The organism is Curtobacterium sp. NPDC089185 (assembly GCF_040685235.1).
Classification (GTDB): domain Bacteria; phylum Actinomycetota; class Actinomycetes; order Actinomycetales; family Microbacteriaceae; genus Curtobacterium; species Curtobacterium citri.
In genome coordinates, this window is sequence record NZ_JBFBHK010000009.1 from 106,195 (window position 1) to 125,438 (window position 19,244).

General features: G+C 72.5%; 21 protein-coding genes and 1 tRNA gene. 10 read left to right on the forward strand and 12 right to left on the reverse strand.

Translation table 11 applies throughout. The features are described from left to right. Positions 1–4: 4 nt before the first annotated feature. Together AB0N84_RS11385 and AB0N84_RS11390 are read right to left on the reverse strand one after the other, a co-directional pair. The gene (locus AB0N84_RS11385; protein WP_182045859.1) at positions 5–562 is read right to left on the reverse strand and encodes an FHA domain-containing protein; all 558 of its coding nucleotides are present in this window, start codon (positions 560–562) and stop codon (positions 5–7) included. Next, positions 559–1,239 carry a DUF3662 and FHA domain-containing protein gene (locus tag AB0N84_RS11390; protein WP_363546281.1) on the reverse strand — a complete coding sequence of 227 codons (681 nt, stop codon included), beginning with the start codon at positions 1,237–1,239 and terminating at the stop codon, positions 559–561. Before AB0N84_RS11390 ends, AB0N84_RS11385 begins: the two co-directional genes overlap by 4 nt. 110 nt (positions 1,240–1,349) lie before the next feature. Here AB0N84_RS11390 and AB0N84_RS11395 point away from each other — a divergent pair. Then, positions 1,350–1,436, forward strand: a tRNA-Leu gene (locus tag AB0N84_RS11395). A 296-nt stretch (positions 1,437–1,732) separates the two neighbouring features. Next, entirely contained in the window at positions 1,733–2,728 is a 996-nt protein-coding gene (locus AB0N84_RS11400; RefSeq protein ID WP_363546284.1) for a matrixin family metalloprotease, read from the forward strand. Positions 2,729–2,730: 2 nt separating this feature from the next. Here the strand turns inward: AB0N84_RS11400 and AB0N84_RS11405 are convergent, their stop codons facing one another. The 3 genes from AB0N84_RS11405 to AB0N84_RS11415 all read right to left on the reverse strand — a co-directional run bounded on the left by AB0N84_RS11405 (position 2,731) and on the right by AB0N84_RS11415 (position 5,702). Continuing rightward, positions 2,731–3,417 carry a response regulator transcription factor gene (locus AB0N84_RS11405; protein ID WP_069712661.1) on the reverse strand — a complete coding sequence of 229 codons (687 nt, stop codon included), beginning with the start codon at positions 3,415–3,417 and terminating at the stop codon, positions 2,731–2,733. After that, positions 3,414–4,703: a histidine kinase gene (locus AB0N84_RS11410; RefSeq protein WP_182045863.1), complete on the reverse strand. Its 1,290-nt coding sequence runs from the start codon at positions 4,701–4,703 to the stop codon at positions 3,414–3,416. Before AB0N84_RS11410 ends, AB0N84_RS11405 begins: the two co-directional genes overlap by 4 nt. A 315-nt stretch (positions 4,704–5,018) precedes the next feature. Further along, the gene (locus AB0N84_RS11415; protein ID WP_363546287.1) at positions 5,019–5,702 is read right to left on the reverse strand and encodes an SDR family oxidoreductase; all 684 of its coding nucleotides are present in this window, start codon (positions 5,700–5,702) and stop codon (positions 5,019–5,021) included. 148 nt (positions 5,703–5,850) lie between these two features. On the opposite strand from AB0N84_RS11415, the gene AB0N84_RS11420 reads away from it, so the two are divergent. Further along, a complete protein-coding gene (locus AB0N84_RS11420; RefSeq protein WP_069712663.1) occupies positions 5,851–6,732 on the forward strand; it encodes a manganese catalase family protein in 882 nt (293 codons plus the stop codon). Positions 6,733–6,830: 98 nt separating this feature from the next. Here the strand turns inward: AB0N84_RS11420 and AB0N84_RS11425 are convergent, their stop codons facing one another. The 3 genes from AB0N84_RS11425 to AB0N84_RS11435 form a co-directional block, all read right to left on the reverse strand. Further along, the gene (locus AB0N84_RS11425; protein ID WP_363546290.1) at positions 6,831–7,145 is read right to left on the reverse strand and encodes a hypothetical protein; all 315 of its coding nucleotides are present in this window, start codon (positions 7,143–7,145) and stop codon (positions 6,831–6,833) included. An 11-nt stretch (positions 7,146–7,156) separates the two neighbouring features. Further along, positions 7,157–7,597 carry an Hsp20/alpha crystallin family protein gene (locus tag AB0N84_RS11430; protein WP_069712665.1) on the reverse strand — a complete coding sequence of 147 codons (441 nt, stop codon included), beginning with the start codon at positions 7,595–7,597 and terminating at the stop codon, positions 7,157–7,159. 108 nt (positions 7,598–7,705) lie between these two features. Beyond that, positions 7,706–8,176, reverse strand: coding sequence for a MarR family transcriptional regulator (locus AB0N84_RS11435; protein ID WP_182045867.1), 471 nt, complete (start codon positions 8,174–8,176; stop codon positions 7,706–7,708). A gap of 62 nt (positions 8,177–8,238) precedes the next feature. On the opposite strand from AB0N84_RS11435, the gene AB0N84_RS11440 reads away from it, so the two are divergent. Together AB0N84_RS11440 and AB0N84_RS11445 are read left to right on the forward strand one after the other, a co-directional pair. Further along, positions 8,239–8,766 (forward strand): phenolic acid decarboxylase, encoded by a 528-nt coding sequence (locus AB0N84_RS11440; RefSeq protein ID WP_069712667.1) that lies wholly within the window; start codon positions 8,239–8,241, stop codon positions 8,764–8,766. Continuing rightward, positions 8,766–9,557, forward strand: coding sequence for an alpha/beta fold hydrolase (locus tag AB0N84_RS11445; protein ID WP_363546294.1), 792 nt, complete (start codon positions 8,766–8,768; stop codon positions 9,555–9,557). Before AB0N84_RS11440 ends, AB0N84_RS11445 begins: the two co-directional genes overlap by 1 nt. Positions 9,558–9,607: 50 nt before the next feature. Here AB0N84_RS11445 and mgrA read toward each other — a convergent pair whose 3' ends face one another. Beyond that, the gene (gene mgrA, locus AB0N84_RS11450) at positions 9,608–10,651 is read right to left on the reverse strand and encodes an L-glyceraldehyde 3-phosphate reductase (protein ID WP_363546297.1); all 1,044 of its coding nucleotides are present in this window, start codon (positions 10,649–10,651) and stop codon (positions 9,608–9,610) included. Positions 10,652–10,805: 154 nt separating this feature from the next. Between mgrA and AB0N84_RS11455 the strand changes: the two genes are divergently transcribed. The 3 genes from AB0N84_RS11455 (at position 10,806) to AB0N84_RS11465 (ending at position 12,298) form a co-directional block, all read left to right on the forward strand. Next, entirely contained in the window at positions 10,806–10,988 is a 183-nt protein-coding gene (locus tag AB0N84_RS11455) for a hypothetical protein (protein ID WP_289458344.1), read from the forward strand. 47 nt (positions 10,989–11,035) lie between these two features. Next, entirely contained in the window at positions 11,036–11,593 is a 558-nt protein-coding gene (locus AB0N84_RS11460; RefSeq protein ID WP_289458348.1) for a MarR family transcriptional regulator, read from the forward strand. Positions 11,594–11,683: 90 nt separating this feature from the next. Beyond that, positions 11,684–12,298, forward strand: coding sequence for a TetR/AcrR family transcriptional regulator (locus AB0N84_RS11465; protein WP_363546300.1), 615 nt, complete (start codon positions 11,684–11,686; stop codon positions 12,296–12,298). A gap of 102 nt (positions 12,299–12,400) precedes the next feature. On the opposite strand, the gene AB0N84_RS11470 is transcribed toward AB0N84_RS11465, so the two are convergent. From AB0N84_RS11470 to AB0N84_RS11480, 3 genes are all read right to left on the reverse strand, one after another. Further along, positions 12,401–14,104, reverse strand: coding sequence for a beta-N-acetylhexosaminidase (locus AB0N84_RS11470; protein ID WP_363546303.1), 1,704 nt, complete (start codon positions 14,102–14,104; stop codon positions 12,401–12,403). 25 nt (positions 14,105–14,129) lie between these two features. Continuing rightward, complete coding sequence (locus tag AB0N84_RS11475) at positions 14,130–15,476, reverse strand: hypothetical protein (protein ID WP_363546305.1); 1,347 nt, start codon at positions 15,474–15,476, stop codon at positions 14,130–14,132. A gap of 82 nt (positions 15,477–15,558) precedes the next feature. Further along, positions 15,559–16,464: an ROK family protein gene (locus AB0N84_RS11480; protein WP_363546308.1), complete on the reverse strand. Its 906-nt coding sequence runs from the start codon at positions 16,462–16,464 to the stop codon at positions 15,559–15,561. A gap of 215 nt (positions 16,465–16,679) precedes the next feature. Here AB0N84_RS11480 and AB0N84_RS11485 point away from each other — a divergent pair, with 215 nt between their 5' ends. Further along, on the forward strand, positions 16,680–17,828 hold the full coding sequence (locus AB0N84_RS11485) for an ROK family transcriptional regulator (RefSeq protein ID WP_182045877.1): 1,149 nt from the start codon (positions 16,680–16,682) through the stop codon (positions 17,826–17,828). A gap of 34 nt (positions 17,829–17,862) precedes the next feature. Continuing rightward, positions 17,863–19,191 carry a sugar ABC transporter substrate-binding protein gene (locus AB0N84_RS11490; RefSeq protein ID WP_363546311.1) on the forward strand — a complete coding sequence of 443 codons (1,329 nt, stop codon included), beginning with the start codon at positions 17,863–17,865 and terminating at the stop codon, positions 19,189–19,191. Positions 19,192–19,244: the final 53 nt, after the last annotated feature.

Below are 19,244 nucleotides of genomic sequence, written 5' to 3' on the forward strand. Positions count from 1 at the left end.
CCGGTTACCGCCGCAGCTCGAACGTCGTCGTCCCGATCGTGATCGGCGTCCGTTCCGCGACGTGCACGGGAGCGGTCACCTTCTGACCGTCGACGAACGTGCCGTTCGTGGACTCGAGGTCGGACAGGACCCAGCCGTCGGCCCGGAGGTCGAGGCGGGCGTGGTTGGTCGAGGTGTAGTCGTCACGGATGACGACGTTCGACTCGCTGGAGCGCCCTATGGTGATGGGGCCGCCGCCGAGGGGCATCTCGAGGCCCTCGCGCGAGCCCTCGGTGATGACGAGCCGCGTGGGCGTGCCCGTGGCGGACGGACGCTGCTGTCCGCCGGCGGGCTGGCCGATGATCTCGGTGAACGCACCCGCCCCGGCGGGAGCCGCGGCGGCCGCTGCCGGCACCGTCGGGGTCGTCGGACCGGACGCGCCGGCCTTCGGATCGGTCGGGACGGTGCGGACGCGTTGGCCGAACAGGTCGCTCCGCAGCGCGAAGACGATCACGAAGACGAACAGCCACAGCACCGCGAGGAAGGCGAAGCGCAGGACGAGCAGGGTCAGGCCTGTGGTCATCGAGCACCTCCGTCGCTCTCGGGGATCACCCGGAACACCATACGGGTACGACCGATCTCGATGGTCGAGTCCGGCTCGACGATGGCCTGCTCGAAGCGCTGCCCGTCGAGCTTCGACCCGTTCGTGGACCCGAGGTCGTTCGCCTGGGCGTGCTCGCCGTCCCAGATGACCTCGACGTGCTTCCGGCTCGTCCCGGTGTCCGCGACGGTGATGTCGGCGTCGGTCCCGCGCCCGATCACGGTGCGGCCGCGTCGGAGCCGGTGGCGCTGCGATCCGATGTCGAGCACGGCGATCCAGGCGACGTCGCGCTGCACGGTCGAGGCGTCGATCTCGAGGAGACCGGTCGAGAGCGTGCCGTCCTGCTGCAGCCGGATCGAGACCGGGCCGGAGAACGAGTAGTTCTGCGCGACGGCGTGCTGCTGCACCATCTGCGTCAGTTCGTCGATGAGCGGCTGGCCGACGTCGTGCATGCGCGAGTGGTCCGGCGGGGCGAGCCGCACGGTGAACTCGTTGGGCACGAGGATCCGCTCGCGGGAGACCACGGCCGCCTTCGTGTCGAGCTCGCGGCGCAGGGCGCTCGAGATCTCCACGGGCTGCACGCCGGAGCGGAAGGTCTTCGCGAACGCGCCGTTCACGGCGCGCTCCAACCCACGCTCGAAGCTGTCCAAGAGGCCCATGTGTCTTCCCGGTCGTCGGTCAGGGACCCCTGCATGGTAGTGGCTGGCGCTCCTGCTCGTCTGTGCGTGGTCACGGGCACCGTCCGCCGCGTGCTAGTGTTGCCGGGCTGGCGCGAGTGGCGGAATTGGTAGACGCGCACGGTTCAGGTCCGTGTGCTGGAAACGGCGTGGGGGTTCAAGTCCCCCCTCGCGCACCAGGTGAGGAACGGCCCCCGGGAGGAATCCCGGGGGCCGTTCCGCGTTCCCGCCCGGTCGTGTCGACCCGGAAGACCCGGCCTGGAGGCTCGCCCCGCCCCCGACTCGTCGGTCACCCGGTCGGTCGGCACGGTCCGGCGCACGGCCGGGTCGAGCGGAGCGCTCGGTGCCCGGGCAACGGGGTCGACACCCGGACGGGGCATCCCGGGTCGGGGGGTTGACCACCCCGCGGAGCGTTGCGCACACTGATCGGCGTCGCTCCGGGTCCGTCCGGTGCTCGTGCCCCAGGAGGACCATCGTGCGGACGCCGTCCGTGACCGCTGCCGCGGTCGCCCTCTCGACCGTGCTCGTCGCGATCGTCTCCACGTCCGTCGGGGTCGCGCCCGCCGAGGCCGCGTCGACGTGCAGCGGTGACCGTATCACCGTCCGCGACCTCGGCCGCGGGTGCGCCGTCGAGCGCGGCACGGTCACGCTGCCGGACGGCCGCCGCTTCGTGGTGCCGTCGCCCGGCACGACCGTGTCGGCGCTCCCGGTCGCGGCCGCGGGCGCGGTCGACCCCGGGGACGTGTCGATCACGAACACGGGTCGCTCGGGCGTCGCGGTGGCGGTCGAGGGCGAGTGGTCCGGTGCGCCGGCGGCGATCCGGAAGGTCCGGAGCCTGCACGAGCGGCTGACCGCCGGGGGTACGACCGCGCACCCGATGGCAGCGACCGCGACGAAGCCCGCTCCCGCGTCGAGCTGCACGAACCGGACGTACGCGCTGCTCGGGTACCGGTGGACGACGCCCGTCCGCTGGTCGTCGAACCCGTCCGGGGCCCGGGCGACGGACGCCGCGGCGCTCAGGGCGGCCGCGAACGCCTGGACCGGGACCCTGAAGACCTGCGGTCGGACCATCACCTCCGGTGCCGCGAACACGTACCTCGGTACGACCACGCAGGCTCCGGCCGTCACGGCGAACGGCGGGTGCGGTTCGCCGAGCGGTGCGAGCGTCACCGGGTGGGGGTCGCTGCGCTCGGGCACCCTCGCCACCACGTGCGTGTGGTCGCGTTCCGGTGTCGCGGTCGAGATGGACCAGCGGTACACGACCTCGTACGCGTGGTCGTCGTCGGCGACGTGCTCCGGCGCGAGGTTCGACCTGCGCGGCGTCGCGACGCACGAGTGGGGGCACGCCTACGGGCTCGGCCACACGGCGCAGGCGTCCGGGCTCGTCATGAAGCCCGCGTCGTCGCAGTGCGACCTGGCGCAGCGCACCCTCGGGCTCGGCGACGCCCTGGGGATCGACGCCGCGAGCTGACCTCAGGCGGGGGCCGGTCCGTCCTCGCGGGCGCCGGCCAGCCCGTGGTCGTGCGCGTAGACGACGAGCTGCACCCGGTCGCGCAGCGCGAGCTTGCCGAGGATGCTCGAGATCTGCGTCTTCACGGTCGACTCGGTGACGAACTCCCGGGCGGCGATCTCCGCGTTGGAGAGCCCTCGGGAGGCCCATCCGAACACGATGCGCTCCCGGTCCGTCAGCGTCTGGAAGGCCTCGGGCTGCGGGGCCGGTGCCCGGTCGACGTCCGCGCCGAACAGCTGCGACAGGTCGTTCGGCGCGATCACCGAGCTGCCCTCGTGGACGGCCCGCACCGCCGCGAACAGGAACGGCGGGGTGGTGTCCTTGAGCAGGAAGCCGCTCGCGCCGAGGCGGATCGCCGTCGCCGCCGCCGGGTCCAGGCCGAAGGTGGTGAGCACCACCACACGGGGGAGCGGTCCCTCGACCTCGCCGGAGAAGAGCCGACGCACGGTCTCCACCCCGTCGACGCCCGCCATCCGCATGTCGAGCAGGACCACGTCGGGGTGGAGCTCGCGGACGCGGTCGAGTGCCTCGGCGCCGTCGGAGGCCTCGCCGACCACCTCCATGTCGGGCTGTGCGTCGAGCACGACGCGCAGCCCGGCGCGGAAGAGCGCCTGGTCGTCGGTGAGCAGGATGCGGATCGGGTCGGTCATCGTGTCGTCCCCCCTCGGACGTCGAACGGGATGCGGGCGCGCGCGACGAACACGGCGTCCAGCACGGCGGCGTCGAACGACCCGCCGATCGTGGTCAGTCGGGTCTGCATGCCGGTCAGCCCGCGCCCGGAACCGCGGGTGCCGGCGACCGTCGGCTGCTCGCCGGTGACGGGGCGCGCGGCGAGTTCCTCGAGTCCGAGCTCACCGCCGACGGGCAGGGCGGCGGTCGGCACGGCGTTCTCCACCTCGAGCACGAGGTCGGCCGAGCGCCAGGTCTCGCGGACCTCGACGGAGCCGCCGGGCACCCCGTGGCGCAGCGCGTTCGTGAGCATCTCCTGCAGGACCCGCCGTGCCGCCGTGCCGTGCACCGCGCCGAGGGGCCGGGCGACACCGCGGACGGCGTGCTCGACGTCGACGCCGGCCTCGCGGATGCCGCGGACGATCTCGTCGAAGGACGTCGGGTCCGCTGCGGCCTCGGACCCGTCGATGTGCCCGAGCACCTGCCGGACCTCGACGAGGGAGCTGCGGGCGGTGCTCGCGATGGTGGCGCTGACCTCGCGGATGCGGGCCTCGTCGTCGAGGAACGGCACCGAGTCGGCCTGCGCGATGATGACCGCGAGCGAGTGCCCCACGACGTCGTGGACGTCACGGGCGATGTCGGCGCGGATGCGTTCGGCCTCGGCCTCGTCGACCGCGCGGGTGGCGACGGCCTCGGCCCGGTTCGCCACGGCCTCGGCGCGGCTCGCGGCCGCCTCGGCCTCGGCACGCCGTGCGGCCTCGGCGACCTGCGAGCGGACGGCCCGCCCGGCGAGTCCGCCGGCCCACACGGAGAGCAGGACGAGCGACGGGGCCGCGAGGACGAGGGCGACCTGGTCACTCGGCCCGTTCAGCAGCAGGGCGTAGCGGTAACCGGTCGTGGAGAGGTACATGGATGCCGAGACCCCGGCGACCACGGCGAGCATGCCGGCGACCACGGCCTCGGTCCGGGTGCCGAGGACGGCGGCGGTGCCGATCACCACGGCGATGGCGAGGTCGACGAGGGAGGGGCGCTCGCCGCCCGTGACCTGCACGGCCCCGAGGACGACCGTCATCACCATCGCGCCGCTCGGCGTCAGGCGGCGCAGGGCGATCGCGGCGCACGCGGCGACGACCGCGAGCAGGCTCGCGCGCTCGAGCTCGAGCTCGATCGGCGCGGTGAAGAGCAGCGCGGCGAGTGCGGCCCAGACGAGGTCGGCGACGATCGACCGGGTCCGCATCGGCCGGAGGAACGTGCGCCGGTCCGTCACGGCTCGATCATCGCACGCCGGCCGCGCGGACACCGGCTCACGGGACGGGCGACATCGCGACGAGCGCGACGGCGGTCACCACGACGATGGCGGCACAGGTGGCGAGGGTGGCGATCACGTGCTTGGTCGAACTCTCCATGCCACCGAGCCTCGCCGACCGCCCGGTACAGGGCATCGGGCGGAGGGACGAAGGCCGTCGTCCTGCAGGACGAAGCGAGCAGGGCTCGTGACCTGCCACGCGTCGGACGGGAGGCCCGTGGCGGCCGCACCGCGCGCCTCCCGTCCGGCACGGCGTCCCGTCAGATCGGTGCCCCGTCAGATCGTGAGCTGCCCGAGCACGCGGTGCGCGATCGACACGGACTCGCCGCTCACCGCGGACCGCGGCGAGGCGAGGAACGCGACCAGGTCCGCGATCTGCTGCGGGCTGGACTCCCCACCGGCGCCCCGCTGCACCTCGGCGGCCGGCTCGTCCGTCACGGAGCCGGGGTTCACGACGTTGACGGCGACGCCCGTGCCGGCCACCTGGTCGGCGAGGTTCTTCGCGATGATGCTCGTCGCCGCGTTCCGGAGCGACGTCGTGACGTTCCCGGCGAGGTAGGCGTTCTGCCCGCTGATCACCACCACGCGCCCGGACCCGGCCGCGCGCTGGTGCGGCAGCACCGCGTTCGCGACCCGCAGGAAGCCGAGGGCCTTGCCGTCGATCGCCGCCGCGACCTGCTCCGGGTCCGACGCGCGCTCGGGGTCGAGGGTGCCGGCCGCCGGCGCCGCGGTCACGACGAGGACGTCGATGCGGCCGTGCTGCTCGAGCACCCGGGCGACGGCCGCGTCGACCGACTCCTGCGAGGCGGTGTCCATCGCGACGGCGTCGTCGCCGTCCACGCTCCGGGAGGCGACCACCACCCGCGCGCCCTCCCGACGGAGGGTCTCGGCGACGGCGGCGCCGATGTACCCCCGTCCGCCGACGACGAGGGCGACACGGTCACGCAGTTCGAGGTCCATGCCGCACACCGTAGGCCGATCCGGCAGCGGCGGTCCGCGCGATCCGGCCATCGATCCCGCGCCATCCGTCCAGCCCGGACGGGCACCCAGACGGCCGCGCGGACCGTTGGCACCGACGACCCGACCGCCAGCGAAGCAGGAGAACGCGATGTACTTCCACAAGCAGGAACTCCAGTTCAAGTCGACCCCGGACAAGCCGGACGCCGTGTACGCACGCAAGCTGCAGGAGGTGCTCGGCGGTCAGTACGGCGAGATCTCCGTCGCGATGCAGTACCAGTTCCAGGCGTGGAACATGCACATGCCCGGCAAGTACCGCGACATGGTCTTCGGCATCGGTGCCGAGGAGATGGGCCACGTCGAGATGCTCGCGACGATGATCGCGCAGCTGCTCGAGAAGAGCCCCCTCGGCATCACGGAGGACGCCGTGCAGGACGACCCCACGGTCGCCGCGGTCGTCGGGGGCACCGACATCCAGCAGGGCATCGTCGCCGGCGCGGGCGCGCGCCCCGTCGACAGCAACGGCAACCCCTGGCAGGGCAGCTACATCACCGCGAGCGGCAACCTGCTCGCCGACTTCACGGCGAACGCCAACGCCGAGATGCAGGGCCGCGTCCAGGTCGCCCGGCTGTACCACATGACCGACGACCACGGCGTGCGGGACCTGCTCTCGTTCCTCCTGGCCCGCGACACGATGCACCAGAACATGTGGGCCACGGCCGCCGCCGAGCTGCGCGAGAAGGGGATCGAGGACTTCCCCGTCCCGAACAAGTTCCCGCAGGCGAAGGAGCACACGGAGTTCAGCTACCAGTACCTGAACTTCTCGGACGGGAAGCAGGCCGGTGACGGTCCGTGGGCGAGCGGTCCGTCGTTCGACGGCAAGGGCGAGTACTCGTACCACGACGGCCCCACCTCGTCGGTGCCGATGCCGCCGCCCACGCACCCGGACGTGCGGTTCTACGGCACGACCGAGCTGCCGAACGTGGTCGAGAAGACGGCCGGCCTGGTGCAGGACAAGCTGAACAAGGAGTGACGGTCACCCGGGTCGCCCGACGGGATCGTCCGGCGCGACCCGACGGCGGACGGGAGGCCCGGTGCGAGCGTGCACCGGGCCTCCCGTCCGTCAGGTGGTCACTGCTCCGCGCCCACGGTCGCCAGGGCGGCCCTGTCGTCGTCCGCGACCGGTCGCGGCGGCTCGAAGATGCCGGACCACATCCGCGTCGCGCTCCACAGAACGATGAGCGCGACCGTCCCGGCGGCCGCCGCGAGCCACGGCACGACCGGGATCTCCGACCAGGCGTCCGGCGCGACGAGCCAGGTGAGGAAGCTGCCCGTCGTGCTGCCGGCCGCGCCGAGGAGGACCGCGGTCCGGCGGTCGAGGCTCGTCACGACGAGGGCCGCCGTGACGACCGCGACGGCGAGGAGCGCGTTGATGAAGGTCGTCACCACGCCCCCGCCTACTGCTCGGCGGTGCCGACCGCGAGCTGCTGGGCGCCGCCACCGGTGGTGACGTCGATCCGGCGGGGCTTCGCCGACTCCTTGACCGGGATCGTCACGCTCAGCACGCCGTTGTCGTACGCGGCGGTGATGCGTGCGGTGTCGAGGTGGTCGCCGAGCGTCAGCTGCCGGACGAACGTGCCGGGCTGGCGTTCGCGGGTGAGCCACTGCGAGCCCTCCGGAGCACCGAGGGTGCGCTCCGCCCGGATGGTGAGCACGGAACCGTCGACGTCCACGTCGACCGAGCCCGGGTCGATGCCCGGCAGGTCGACGTCGAGGACGTAGTGGTCGCCCGTGCGGTACAGGTCCATCGGCATGGAGCGCGGAGCACCGGCTCCGGCCCCGAGCAGGGAGCCGGCGAGTCGGTCGAGCTCGCGGAACGGGTCGAACTGCATCGTCATCGAGATCAACTCCTTCGTGTCCTGGTTGAGTCCCCTCGACTCAACTGCGATCTGTTGTAGCACTCTCGCCTCAGGAGTGCCGAGAGACCGCTCGGAAGCAACTGGGAGTCAGGATGCGGGCGGCGGGGTGATCTCGCGGTGCAGGCGCTCGAGGGCGGGGAGGGCGGCGGCCAGCGCGGCGCGGTCGTCCGCGGACAGGCGACCCAGGGCGTCCACGAGGACGGTGGTCGCGGCCTCGTCGTAGGTGCGGAGTCGCTCGGTCGCGAGCGGGGTGAGGTGCACGGTGGCCCGCCGTCCGTCGCCGCCGACGAGCCGCCGTTCGACGAGGCCCGCCTGCTCCATCGACGACACGAGGTTGCTGACGGTCGAGCGCGCCAGGCCGAGGCGGGACGCCAGTGCCGACGGTGCGGAGCCGGCCTCGTCGGCCCCGAGCGCCCGCATGACCTCGACCTGGGCGTCCGGGATGTCGGGCAGGCCGGCGGCGACGCGCGAGGTCCGCAGGAGCGTCCGGCGGAACGGACCGATCCGGTCGCTCAGGCGCCGTGCGACCCGTGCCGTCTCGTCGCCGGTACCCCGCATGCTCGGCAGACTACCAGGCAGTTTCGTTCGCAACAAAACCACTTCGGGTGCACGCTGGGGACATGGACACCACCACCTCCGTCGAACACCCCGAACCGCCCCAGGACCTGACCGGCATCGTCGGCCACCGCTTCGTCTACACGTACGCCAACGGCTGGCAGTACGAGATGTACGTCAAGAACGCCACGACCATCGACTACCGCATCCACACCGGCCACGTCGGCGGTCGCTGGGTCAAGGACCAGACGGTCGACCTCGTCGCGCTGGCGCCCGGCGTCTACAAGGTCTCCTGGAACGAGCCGACCGGCACCAGCGTCGTCGTGAACGTCCTGCCCGAGCAGCGCGTCCTGCACGGCACCATCTTCTTCCCGCGCTGGATCGAGCTCGACGGGCAGAAGACCGTGCTCTTCCAGAACGACCACCTCGACGAGATGCAGCGGTTCCGCGACGAGGGACCGACCTACCCGATCTACGTGGTCCCCGAGTTCGCGCACATCACGCTGTTCGAGCACGTCGGCGAGGACGACGAGTCCGTGGTCGACACCGCGCCCGGCGACCTGCCGGCCGGGTGGGCGGACCGGACGAACTGATGGGTGGCGTGCCCCTGCGCGGGGTCGACCCCCGGACCACCGCGACGACCCTCGAGCACCGCGGGTCGACGATCCGCGGGTGGCAGTGGGAACCGCGGGACGGCGCCGCACCGGACGCCCCCGTCGTGCTGCTCGTCCACGGCTTCAGCGACAGCGCCCTCGGCGGCCACCAGCTGTTCGTGCAGACCGCACGGCACCTGGTCGCCCGGGGCGCGGTGGTCCGCAGCCACGACCGGCTCGGACAGGGCGCGAGCGACGGCGAGTTCGCCGACATCACCATCCGTGACGAGGTCGAGCAGGTCGTCGCGATGATCCACGCCGCCGACCGGGGGCAGGGCGTGCACGTCGTCGCGCACAGCCTCGGCGCGGTGGAGTCGGCGCTCGCCGCGGCCCGGGTGCCGGACGCGGTCCGCAGCCTGACGCTGTGGTCGCCGGCGGGCGTGGTCGTCGACGACATCACCGAGCAGGACGCGATCCAGGGCCAGCCCCTCGCCCCGGCGCGGGAGCAGGGGTGGTTCGACTTCGGTGGGATGGTGCTCGGCACGGCGTTCATCGCCGACGTCGAGGACGGTCTCGACGTGTACGCGCCCGTCGCCGACTACACCGGCCCGGCGGACGTCGTGCACGGCACCGAGGACGCGATCGTGCCGGTGTCGTACGGGCGCCGCTACGCCGAGCTCCTGCCGGGCGCCGTCCTGACGGTCGTCGAGGGAGCGGACCACGGGTGGTCGTCGGTGCCGTTCCGGCAGCGGCTGCTCGAGGTGCTCGACGCGCGGCTCGGCCTGGCCTGACGCGACCCTTCCGCCCCCGCTCCCGGAAGAGGCGGGGGCGCGGGCGGGGGTCAGCTCACCTGGCCGGAACGGGCGCCGGACCACAGGTCGACGTCGAGGACGCCGACCGAGTGCTCGTCGATCCGGCGGAGCTCGTCGTCGGTGAAGGACAGGTTCCCGAGCGCCGCGACGTTCTGCTCGAGCTGCTCGACGCGCGAGGCGCCGATCACGAGCGATGTCACCCGCTCGTCGCGGAGCGCCCACGCGAGCGCGAGCTGCGCGAGGCTCTGGCCGCGCTCGGACGCGATGTCGTTCAACGCCCGGAGGTGCTCGACGACCTCGTCCGTCAGGGTGCCGGCGTCGAGGGACTTGCCCGCCGCCGCGCGCGAGTCCGAGGGCACCCCGTCGAGGTACCGCCCCGTGAGCAGGCCCTGCGCGAGGGCGGTGAAGCCGATCACACCGAAGCCCAGGTCGCCGGCGGCGTCGAGGAGCCCCTCGGTCTCGATCCAGCGGTTGAGCATCGAGTACGAGGGCTGGTGGATGAGCAGCGGGGTCCCGAGGTCGCGGAGGATCGCGGCGGCCTGCCGGGAGCGCTCGGCGTCGTAGGACGAGATGCCGACGTACAGCGCCTTGCCCTGCTGCACGGCGGTGTGCAGCGCGCCCATCGTCTCCTCGAGCGGCGTCGAGGCGTCGAGGCGGTGCGAGTAGAAGACGTCGACGTAGTCGAGGCCCGTGCGCTGCAGGGACTGGTCGAGCGACGCGAGCACGTACTTGCGCGAGCCGCCGCCCTGACCGTACGGGCCGGGCCACATGTCCCACCCGGCCTTGGTCGACACCACCATCTCGTCGCGGTACGGCCGGAAGTCCTCGCGCATGAGCCGACCGAAGTTCAGCTCGGCCGCGCCGTAGGGCGGCCCGTAGTTGTTGGCGAGGTCGTGGTGCGTGATGCCGAGGTCGAAGGCGCGGCGGCTGATCGCGCGCTGCGTCTCGAACGGCTTGTCGTCCCCGAAGTTGTGCCAGTAGCCGAGCGAGAGCAGCGGCAGGTCGAGGCCCGAGCGGCCGGTCCGGCGGTAGGGCATGGAGTCGTAGCGGTCGTCCGCGGCGATGTAGGCCATGAGACCCATCCTGGCCCCGCCCCGTGGGGTGCTGCGCGAACCGTACAGAACGCGAAAGGTTCGTTGCGCTGATCGTTCGCGCCGTGAAACAGTTCTGCCGTCCGGGCCGGACGACACCGACGGACGCCACCGACGCAGGAAGGCGGGACCACGCATGCACAGCACCTACACCGGGATGCCGAGGACCGCACGACCCACCGTGACCTCCACGCGGGTGGGCCTGACCGACCCGGCCGTCATCGACGCCTACGTGTCCCGCCGGATCCACGACCCGGCGCTCCTGTCCGTGCGGACCGAACCGTCGTACGCTGACTTCTTCACGGCGCCCACCGCGTAGCCACCCGCTCCGACCGGATCCGCCCGACAGAGAGACCCGACCCGCAGATGCCACTGACCGTCGTCCGCCGCGAGCACGTGCACCTCTACGCCCGGGAGCCGCGGTCGCGTGCGGCCAAGGTCGCCGTGGACGCCCTGCTCCGGCTGCAGCACGCCGAGGAGCAGCAACTCGAGCAGGCCCGGACCGAGAGCGGTCTGACGAAGAACGAGTTCCTGACGGTCCGGTACATGCTGCAGGCGCACCGCGACGGGCGCGCGATGGGCCCGAAGGACCTCGCGGTGATGCTCAACGTGTCGAACGCCTCGGTCACGAAGATCGTCGACGGCCTGGTGGCGAAGGGGGACATCGTCCGCGTGCCGCACCCGACCGACCGGCGCGCACAGGTGCTCGAGCCGACGGTGCAGGCCGCCGAGAAGATCGACTCGTCCTACGCCCGGTTCCACGAGGCGGTCGTCGGCGTGATGGACCACCTGTCGAGCGAGGACAACGAGGTGCTCGCGCGGTGCCTCACGCAGATCACCGACGCGCTCGCCAGCGGTGCCCCGACCCCGGTCGACGAGTACACGGTCGACCCCGACGGCGCCGCGGAGCCCATCGACTCGTAGTGCCCCGGCGGGGGTGGCGCGACGAGGACGCCGCGACGAGGGCATCCCGACGAGGGTGGCGCGAAAACCTTCCAGCGGTAAGTTGGTAGGATGACGCACGAGGTCGACGACGACGCGACCCCGCCCCGGCGCGGCGGGTACCGCAAGGGCACCGAGCGTCGCGCCCAGATCCTCGACGAGATGATCCGGATGGTCGCCGCGCAGGGCGTGGACGCCTCGTCCCTCCGGTCGGTGGCCGACGCGCTCGGCATCACCCACGCCGCGCTCCGGCACTACTTCCCGAGCCGCGACGAACTCCTGCTCGCGGTCTACCGCGAACACGAGGTGCGCGAGCAGGACGCCCCCGACCGGATGCGGTCGGCGATCGGCGACATGCGCGAGAGCGCCTCGCGGAACCGCGAGGTGCCCGGGCTCGTGCAGCTGTACACGACCCTCGCGGCCGACGCGGTGCAGGAGGGGCACCCCGCGACGCGCGAGTTCATGCGGGAGCGCTTCACCCGGCTCCGCGCGGACCTGGTGGAGCTCATCGCAGCCGACCAGGCAGCCGGACGCATCCGGGCCGACCTCGACCCGGTCGACCTGGCGAGCCTCGGCATCGCCGCGTCCGACGGTCTGCAGGTCCAGTGGCTGCTCGACCCGGAGGCCGTCGACGGTGAACGCGTGCTCCGGCTGCTCGAGACGATCATCCCGCCCGCGGACGACTGAGCCCGGCAGACGCGGGTGGGTCGCGCGGTGGGGTGACCACTCGACGGACGGGAGGCGCGGTGCCGGGCCGCCCCGTGCCTCCCGTCCGTCGCATGGTGACGCCTACTGCGCCGGCGCACCGTCCGCGATGTTCGCCGTGATCGCGTCGATGTAGGCCGCGCGCTCCTCGCGGCTGTGCGGCCGCCCCGGCACGCCGGGCCGCTCCTCCCACGGTCGCGGGCCGGACTCGTGGCGGTACTCGACCCCGAGGGCGTCGAGCCGTGCGAGGTGCTCCTCGAGCCGCCGCCGGAAGTCCGCGACGTCCCGCGGTCCGGCGACGTCGGCCGACCAGAGTGCCTCGGACAGGGCGACCACGCGCGGGAACAGCTGGTAGTCGAGCCGACGGACGGTGTCGACGTGCTCGGTCCACATGTTCGCCTGGCCGCCGATGACGTGCGCGCGCTCCTCGTCGGTCAGCGAGGTGGGGACCGGGTCGAACGCGTACACGTCGTCGAGCGTCAGCACGATCGACACCGGGATCGGCTCGTTCGGCAGGTCGCTCTGGCGGTAGTCGAGGTACACCTGGTCGTCCGGCGTCGAGATGACGTCGTGCCCCCGGCGCGCTGCCGTGACCGCGCCCTGCAGACCGCGCCACGACACGACGGTCGCGGACGGCGAGAGCGTCCCGCCCTCGAGGATCTCGTCCCACCCGAAGGCCCGACGGCCGTGCGACTCGAGGTGCGCGGCGAGCTGCCCGACGATCCACGCCTGCAGCTGCTCCTCGTCGTCGAGCCCGAGCTCGCGGATGCGCTCCTGGATCCGGGGGTCCTCCTCCCACTGGTCCTTCGGGCACTCGTCCCCGCCGAGCCCGATGTACTCGGAGGGGAACAGCGCGACGACCTCGTCGAACACGTCGCGGAAGAACTGCACCGTGCTGTCCTCGGCGTTGAGCACGTCGTGCGCGATGCCCCACTCCGTCCAGACGTCGAGGTCGCGCTCGGGGTGCACGCCGAGCTCCGGGTAGGCGGCGAGGGCGGCGCGGACGTGGCCCGGCGTCTCGATCTCCGGGACCACGGTGACGAAGCGGTCCTCGGCGTAGGCGACGATCTCGCGGATGTCGTCCTGGGTGTAGGAGCCGCCGTGCGGGCGGCCGTCGTACCCGGCGACCCGCAGCGTGCCGTCGGCGTCCGGGACGTGCGCGCCGACCTGCGACTCGGTGCGCCAGGAACCGACCTCGGTGAGCCGCGGGTACTTCTTGATCTCGATCCGCCAGCCCTGGTCCTCGGTGAGGTGGAAGTGCAGGCGGTTGATGCGGTGCACCGCGAGCTGGTCGACCAGGCGCAGGACCTCGGCCTTCGTGCGGAAGTGCCGGGCGACGTCGAGCATCACCCCGCGCCAGGCGAAGGCCGGGGCGTCCTCGACCACCGTCGCCGGCAGCACCCATCCGTCTGTGCGGACCCGTCCGCGGCGGTACACGTCGGCGGGCAGGAGCTGCAGCAGGGCCTGGACGCCGTAGAAGACGCCGGCCGGTGCGCCGCCGGTGACGACCACGCCGTCCGTGGTGACCTCGAGCCGGAAGGCCTCGGAGCGGTCGCCCCCGGGGCCGGCCGGCAGCCCCTCGGGATCGGTGGCGATCCGCAGGGCGACCACCGGCACGTCGGTCGCGTCGCCGGCACCGAGGAGGGGCAGTCGCGTGGAGGCGCGGAGCACCTGCTGCAGGTACTGCGCGACCGGCTCGGCGGCCGGGTCCGCGGCGACGCGGGTCCGCTCGTCGAGCGTGAACGTGCCGACACCGTCGACGCGGGAGCGGGGCTGGGGGATGAGCATGCGGTGCTGTCCTTCCGGGGGTGGGTCAGAGGCGGAACGGGTTGGTGCGGGTGACGGCCAGCAGGTACCAGGCGGTCGCACCGGTGTGGAGGCTCGCGTAGTAGAGGTCGCCGAAGCCGGTGTCGAGGCCGTCGGAGGACGCCGAGACGACGCCCCGACCGTCCCCGTTCGGCTCCGTGCGCTGCGCGAGCTGCACGCTGTCGAGGATCGACGTCGCACGCGCCCGGTCTCCCCGCGCACCCCGGGCCTCCAGGGCGAGTGCCAGGTGGCCGGACCCCTCGAACCAGACCTTGCTCGTGTCCGCGTCGGAGAACGACGGACCCGTGTACGGCCCGTCGTGCGCGGTCAGCCGGTCGAGCACCCAGGTGACCGACGACGAGTACCGACGGTCGAGCGTGGCGAGGTACGCCCACGTCTGCACGTCCTCCGGGATCGGGGTGCGGTTGATCGTCGTGCCGTCGGGGTCGGTGCCGGTCCAGAGGTGCCCGTCGGTCGGGTCCTGCATCGCGCGGACGAACGACTCGGCCAGCGCGGCACGGCGCGCCCACGTCCGGTCGCCGGTGAGCTGGGCGAGCTGGGTGAAGAAGCCCGTGACGTCGATGTTGTGCTCGGTCGACTTGTAGGTGATCGGCTGGTCGTCCGCGTTCCGGCCGCCCGTGTAGCCCGCGGGTCGACGCGCGTCGTCACGGGCGTTCGTCTCGATCCACGTGCCGAGGCGGAGCGCCCCGTCGAGGAACCGACGCTGTCGGGTCACCGTGAACAGCCGGCAGAACGCCAGGCCCACCCAGGACTGGTTGCCCGTGTACGCCGCCGGCGAGCCGATGTCGATCGGCCGCGGGGGATCCGCGACCGGGAAGGTGTCCGGCTGGTACGAGGCCCGGGTGCGGCCGTCGCCGATCGGGTCGGCCGCCTGCAGGGCGAGGAGGGCGTCGCCGAGCGCCGTCGCACGCTGCACGTCACCGCGTCGGCGGCGTGCCAGCCAGGCGAGGACCATGAGTGCGTCGTCGTAGGCGAAGGAGGACACGAACTCGGTCGGCAGCGTCGCGAAGTACCCGCCGGAGTACGAACGTGGCAGGCGGGGCGCGCTGCCCGCGCCGTACTCGTCCATGCGGAGGTCGAGGTAGTCGTAGGCGAGGTCCCGCGACCGGCTGCGCGAGAGCGCGGGGTGACCGGGTCGGTGCGTCGTGGCTGCGGACGCGGCGCCGCTCGGGGCGGCGGACGCCACGCTCGGCGTTCCGAGGGCGACGGCGGCCGCGGCGACGGTGGCGGCACCGCCGAGCACCATCCCGCGTCGGGTCAGGGTGGGCGGCGTACCGGGTGTCCGGTCGCCCTGGCCGCTCCGGGGGGCGGACGGACGGTTCGTCTCGGTCATGGGTTGCTCACTTCCGCCGCGTCGGTGCGGCGATCGGTGGATCCGTGCAGGGGAGGCGGTGCGGGCGGCCGGTCGGTCCGCGTCAGGCGGGCGCGACGGCTGACTCGGGCGCGGTGAACGCGGCACCGAGTGCGGCGAGCGGCTGGTCGGTGGGCGCGAGGAGCACGCGGGACGACAGGCCGAGCGACGCGACGAAGGGGGAGGAGCGGGCAGCGGCGTCGAAGCAGGCACGCAGGGGAGCGAGCAGGCGGTCACCGAGGACGGCGAGCCCGCCCCCGATCACGACCGACTCGACGTCGACCGTGACGACGAGGATCCGGACCGCCGAGGCGACGCCCGCGACGAAGCGGTCCCGCACGGCGACCGCGGCGGGGTCGCCCGCGTCGGCGCAGTCGAAGAGGTCCGTCGCGGCGTTGCCGGCGTGCCCGGGCCACGCGGTGGCGAGCGCGGACCCGGAGGCGACGGTCTCGAGGCAGCCCCGCTGCCCGCACACGCAGGGCAGTCCGTCCGCCAGGACCGGGACGTGGCCGATCTCGCCGGCGTTCCCCCGCGCTCCGCGCCAGAGCCGTCGGTCCACGACGAGTCCCGCCGCCAGACCCGTGCCGATGTTGAGGTACGCCCGCGGTCCGTCCAGCTGCATGGCCTGCGCGGCACCGAGGGCGGCGACGTTGACGTCGTTCTCCACCTGCACCGGCACCCCGAGCGCGTCGGCGACCAGCGGGCCGAGGGCGACCTCGGACAGCCCGAGGTTGACCGCGTGACGGACCCAGCCGGTCTCGTGGTCGATCAGCCCCGGGATGCCGATGCCCACCGCGGTCGTCGGTGTCCCGGTCCGGTCGACCAGGGACCGGATCACCCGCAGGGTGTTCGCGAGCACGGCGTCCGGTCCGGACCCGGTCGCGACGCGCACCCGGTCGAGCACCGCACCGGACGGCGCGACGGCGACGCCGTCGATCTTCGTCCCGCCGATGTCCAGGCCGATCCTCATGGTGTTCCCGTCGTCAGGGCGAGCGACCTCGCCGTCGAGGACGCCGCGTCAGGGCAGCGCATGCGGGTTAGTAAACACGCCTAACTGTCCCCTGGCAAGCGTCTTCTGCGCCACGTTTCCCCGAGATCACGCGGATGTTACGGCTGCAGATCGGGGGTTGACAGTGGATTAGGAACGGTCCTTTACTAAGGCAACTGCTCGACGAGGGAGATCTGATGGTGAACGAGACGGATGCTCCGGCACCCTTCGCCCCGCAGCTCCGCCGCCCGCGGAGCAAGGCGCTCCCGCAGCACAGCCGGGCCCTGAACCGGTCGCTCATCCTGCAGACGCTCTTCACCGACGGCGCGATGAGCCGAGCCGACCTGTCGCGCCACTCGGGCCTCACCCGGCCGACCGTGTCGGGCCTCGTCGCGGAGCTCGAGGCCGACGCCCTCGTCACCGAGCTCGGGCCGCGCGGCGACCTCCGCGTGGGCAAGCCCGCGACCCTCATCAACCTGAACGTCGACGCCTTCCACATCGTCGTCGTCGACCTGTCCGTCCCGGACCACTTCGTCGGCGCGGTCACCAACCTGCGCGGCGACGTGGTGGACAGCGCCAGGATCGAGGTCGACGGTGCCGTCGGGGACCAGGCGCTCAACCGCATCATCCGCCTGGTCGAGCGGCTCTCCGCGATGACCTCGCGCCGCCTGCTCGGGATCGCCGTCGGGTGCCCGGGTGTCATCGACGAGACCGGGACGGTCCTCGACTCGGTGGCCCTCGGCGGCGGCCTGCCCCTCCAGCAGCAGCTCGCGGACCACTTCCGACTCCCCGTGCACGTGCTGAACGACGCCAACGTCGCCGCACTCGGGGTGCACGCCTTCGAGGCCGACCCGACCCGCGACCTGCTCGTCGTCGCGCTCGAGCACGGCGTCGGCACGGGCATGGTGCTCGGCGGGCGCCTCGTCCTCGGCGAACGGTACGCCGCCGGTGAGATCGGGCACCTGACGATCGACGAGGACGGCGAACCCTGCCCCTGCGGGCGGCGCGGGTGCCTCGAGGTCATCATCGGGGCCGACCACCTGGCGCGACGGCTCGACGCTGCGCCCGCAGCCGACCGCGGGGCCCTGCTCGGCTCCGCCGGCGACACCCTCGGCCGTGTCCTCGCCCCGATCATCAGCGCGGTCAACATCACCGAGATCGTCGTCACGGGACCGGCCGAACTGGTCGAGGGTCCCTTCGTCGACGCGGTGCACGCCACGGTCTCGGCCCGGACGCTCGCGAGCGTCGGCGACGACCTCGCCGTCACGGCCACCTCCACCAACAGCGACCTGATCCTCCGGGGCGGAGCAGCGTTCCTGCTCGCCGCGGAGCTCGGGGTCAGCTGACCCGACACAGCAGAACGACCACCAAGGAGAAGCAATGCGTACGAAGAAGTTCGCGGCAGCAGCTGCCGTGGCCCTGACCGTCGCCCTCGGGATGACCGCCTGTTCCAGCGCCGGCAACGCCGGCGCCGGTGGCAGCGGTGGCACCAAGGCGATCGGCGACGTCGAGGGCGACGGCAAAACGCTGACCGTGTGGGCGATGACCGGGGACTACTCCGACGGGACCATCGCCGCGATCAACGAGCAGTTCGAGAAGGAGACCGGCGCGAAGGTCAAGGTGCAGATCCAGCAGTGGGACGGCATCACCACGAAGGTGTCCACCGCGCTGGCGACCAACACCCCGCCGGACGTGATCGACCTCGGCAACACGCAGGTGGCGAGCTACGCCGCGAACGGTGCGCTGCTCGACCTCACTCCGTACAAGAAGGACCTCGCGCAGGGGCAGACGTGGCTCGACGGCCTGTCCGACCCGGCGACGGTCGACGGCTCGCTGTACGGCGTCCCCGGGTTCGCCGGTGCGCGGTCGGTCATCTACAACAAGCAGATGTGGAAGGACGCCGGCATCACCTCGGCGCCGACCACGTACGAGGAGCTCACCGCAGACCTCGACAAGGTCAAGGCGAAGAACTCGGCGAGCGACTTCTCGGCCTTCTACCTGCCCGGGCAGTACTGGTACGCCGGCATGCAGTTCGTGTGGGACGCCGGCGGCGAGATCGCCACGGAGGACGGCGGCAAGTGGAAGGCCGGCTTCGGCGACGCGAAGGCGCAGCAGGGCTTGCAGGACTTCAAGGAGTTCGCGAACGCGTACTCGACGAAGGCGTCGGCGACGCTCAACACCGACAGCCCCGACATGACCCAGGTCTTCGCGGACGGCAAGTCCTCGGCGATCCTCAGCACCAGCGGCGCGCTCGGGCTCATCGAGAAGGCGAACCCGAAGATGACCGCCGACGCCCTCGGCACGTTCCCGTTCCCGGGGAAGTCCGGGAAGACCCAGCCGGTCATGCTCGGTGGCTCCGACTGGGGCATCGCGGCGAAGTCCAAGAACTCCGACCTGGCGCTGGCGTGGGTCAAGATCGCGACGAGCCCCGACGTGCAGAGCAAGTACGTCTACGGCGACACCGGGTGGATCCCGAACAGCGCCGAGGGCATCAAGGACGCTGACTCGAGCCTGAGCGAGATCAACAAGGCGTTCTTCACCGCCGCGCTCAACTCGAAGGCGACCCCCGCGAACGCCCGGTGGGCGGACCTCGAGGGCGACCTGAGCATCAACGACCTGTTCTCGAGCATCGTCTCCGGATCGAAGACACCCGAGCAGGCCGCGGCGACCTTCGACGAGGCCGCCGACAGCACCCTCAACAAGCAGTAGGACGACCCAGCAGGACGGTGCGGGTGCTCCGGCACCCGCACCGTCCGACCCTC

Coding starts and splice junctions, on each gene's coding strand:
- AB0N84_RS11385 (WP_182045859.1), bottom strand. CDS start 562: ATGACCACAGGCCTGACCCTGCTCGTCCTGCGCTTCGCCTTCCTCGCG.
- AB0N84_RS11390 (WP_363546281.1), bottom strand. CDS start 1,239: ATGGGCCTCTTGGACAGCTTCGAGCGTGGGTTGGAGCGCGCCGTGAAC.
- AB0N84_RS11405 (WP_069712661.1), bottom strand. CDS start 3,417: ATGACCGACCCGATCCGCATCCTGCTCACCGACGACCAGGCGCTCTTC.
- AB0N84_RS11415 (WP_363546287.1), bottom strand. CDS start 5,702: ATGGACCTCGAACTGCGTGACCGTGTCGCCCTCGTCGTCGGCGGACGG.
- AB0N84_RS11420 (WP_069712663.1), top strand. CDS start 5,851: ATGTACTTCCACAAGCAGGAACTCCAGTTCAAGTCGACCCCGGACAAG.
- AB0N84_RS11430 (WP_069712665.1), bottom strand. CDS start 7,597: ATGACGATGCAGTTCGACCCGTTCCGCGAGCTCGACCGACTCGCCGGC.
- AB0N84_RS11435 (WP_182045867.1), bottom strand. CDS start 8,176: ATGCGGGGTACCGGCGACGAGACGGCACGGGTCGCACGGCGCCTGAGC.
- AB0N84_RS11440 (WP_069712667.1), top strand. CDS start 8,239: ATGGACACCACCACCTCCGTCGAACACCCCGAACCGCCCCAGGACCTG.
- AB0N84_RS11445 (WP_363546294.1), top strand. CDS start 8,766: ATGGGTGGCGTGCCCCTGCGCGGGGTCGACCCCCGGACCACCGCGACG.
- mgrA (WP_363546297.1), bottom strand. CDS start 10,651: ATGGCCTACATCGCCGCGGACGACCGCTACGACTCCATGCCCTACCGC.
- AB0N84_RS11455 (WP_289458344.1), top strand. CDS start 10,806: ATGCACAGCACCTACACCGGGATGCCGAGGACCGCACGACCCACCGTG.
- AB0N84_RS11460 (WP_289458348.1), top strand. CDS start 11,036: ATGCCACTGACCGTCGTCCGCCGCGAGCACGTGCACCTCTACGCCCGG.
- AB0N84_RS11465 (WP_363546300.1), top strand. CDS start 11,684: ATGACGCACGAGGTCGACGACGACGCGACCCCGCCCCGGCGCGGCGGG.
- AB0N84_RS11470 (WP_363546303.1), bottom strand. CDS start 14,104: ATGCTCATCCCCCAGCCCCGCTCCCGCGTCGACGGTGTCGGCACGTTC.
- AB0N84_RS11475 (WP_363546305.1), bottom strand. CDS start 15,476: ATGACCGAGACGAACCGTCCGTCCGCCCCCCGGAGCGGCCAGGGCGAC.
- AB0N84_RS11480 (WP_363546308.1), bottom strand. CDS start 16,464: ATGAGGATCGGCCTGGACATCGGCGGGACGAAGATCGACGGCGTCGCC.
- AB0N84_RS11485 (WP_182045877.1), top strand. CDS start 16,680: ATGGTGAACGAGACGGATGCTCCGGCACCCTTCGCCCCGCAGCTCCGC.
- AB0N84_RS11490 (WP_363546311.1), top strand. CDS start 17,863: ATGCGTACGAAGAAGTTCGCGGCAGCAGCTGCCGTGGCCCTGACCGTC.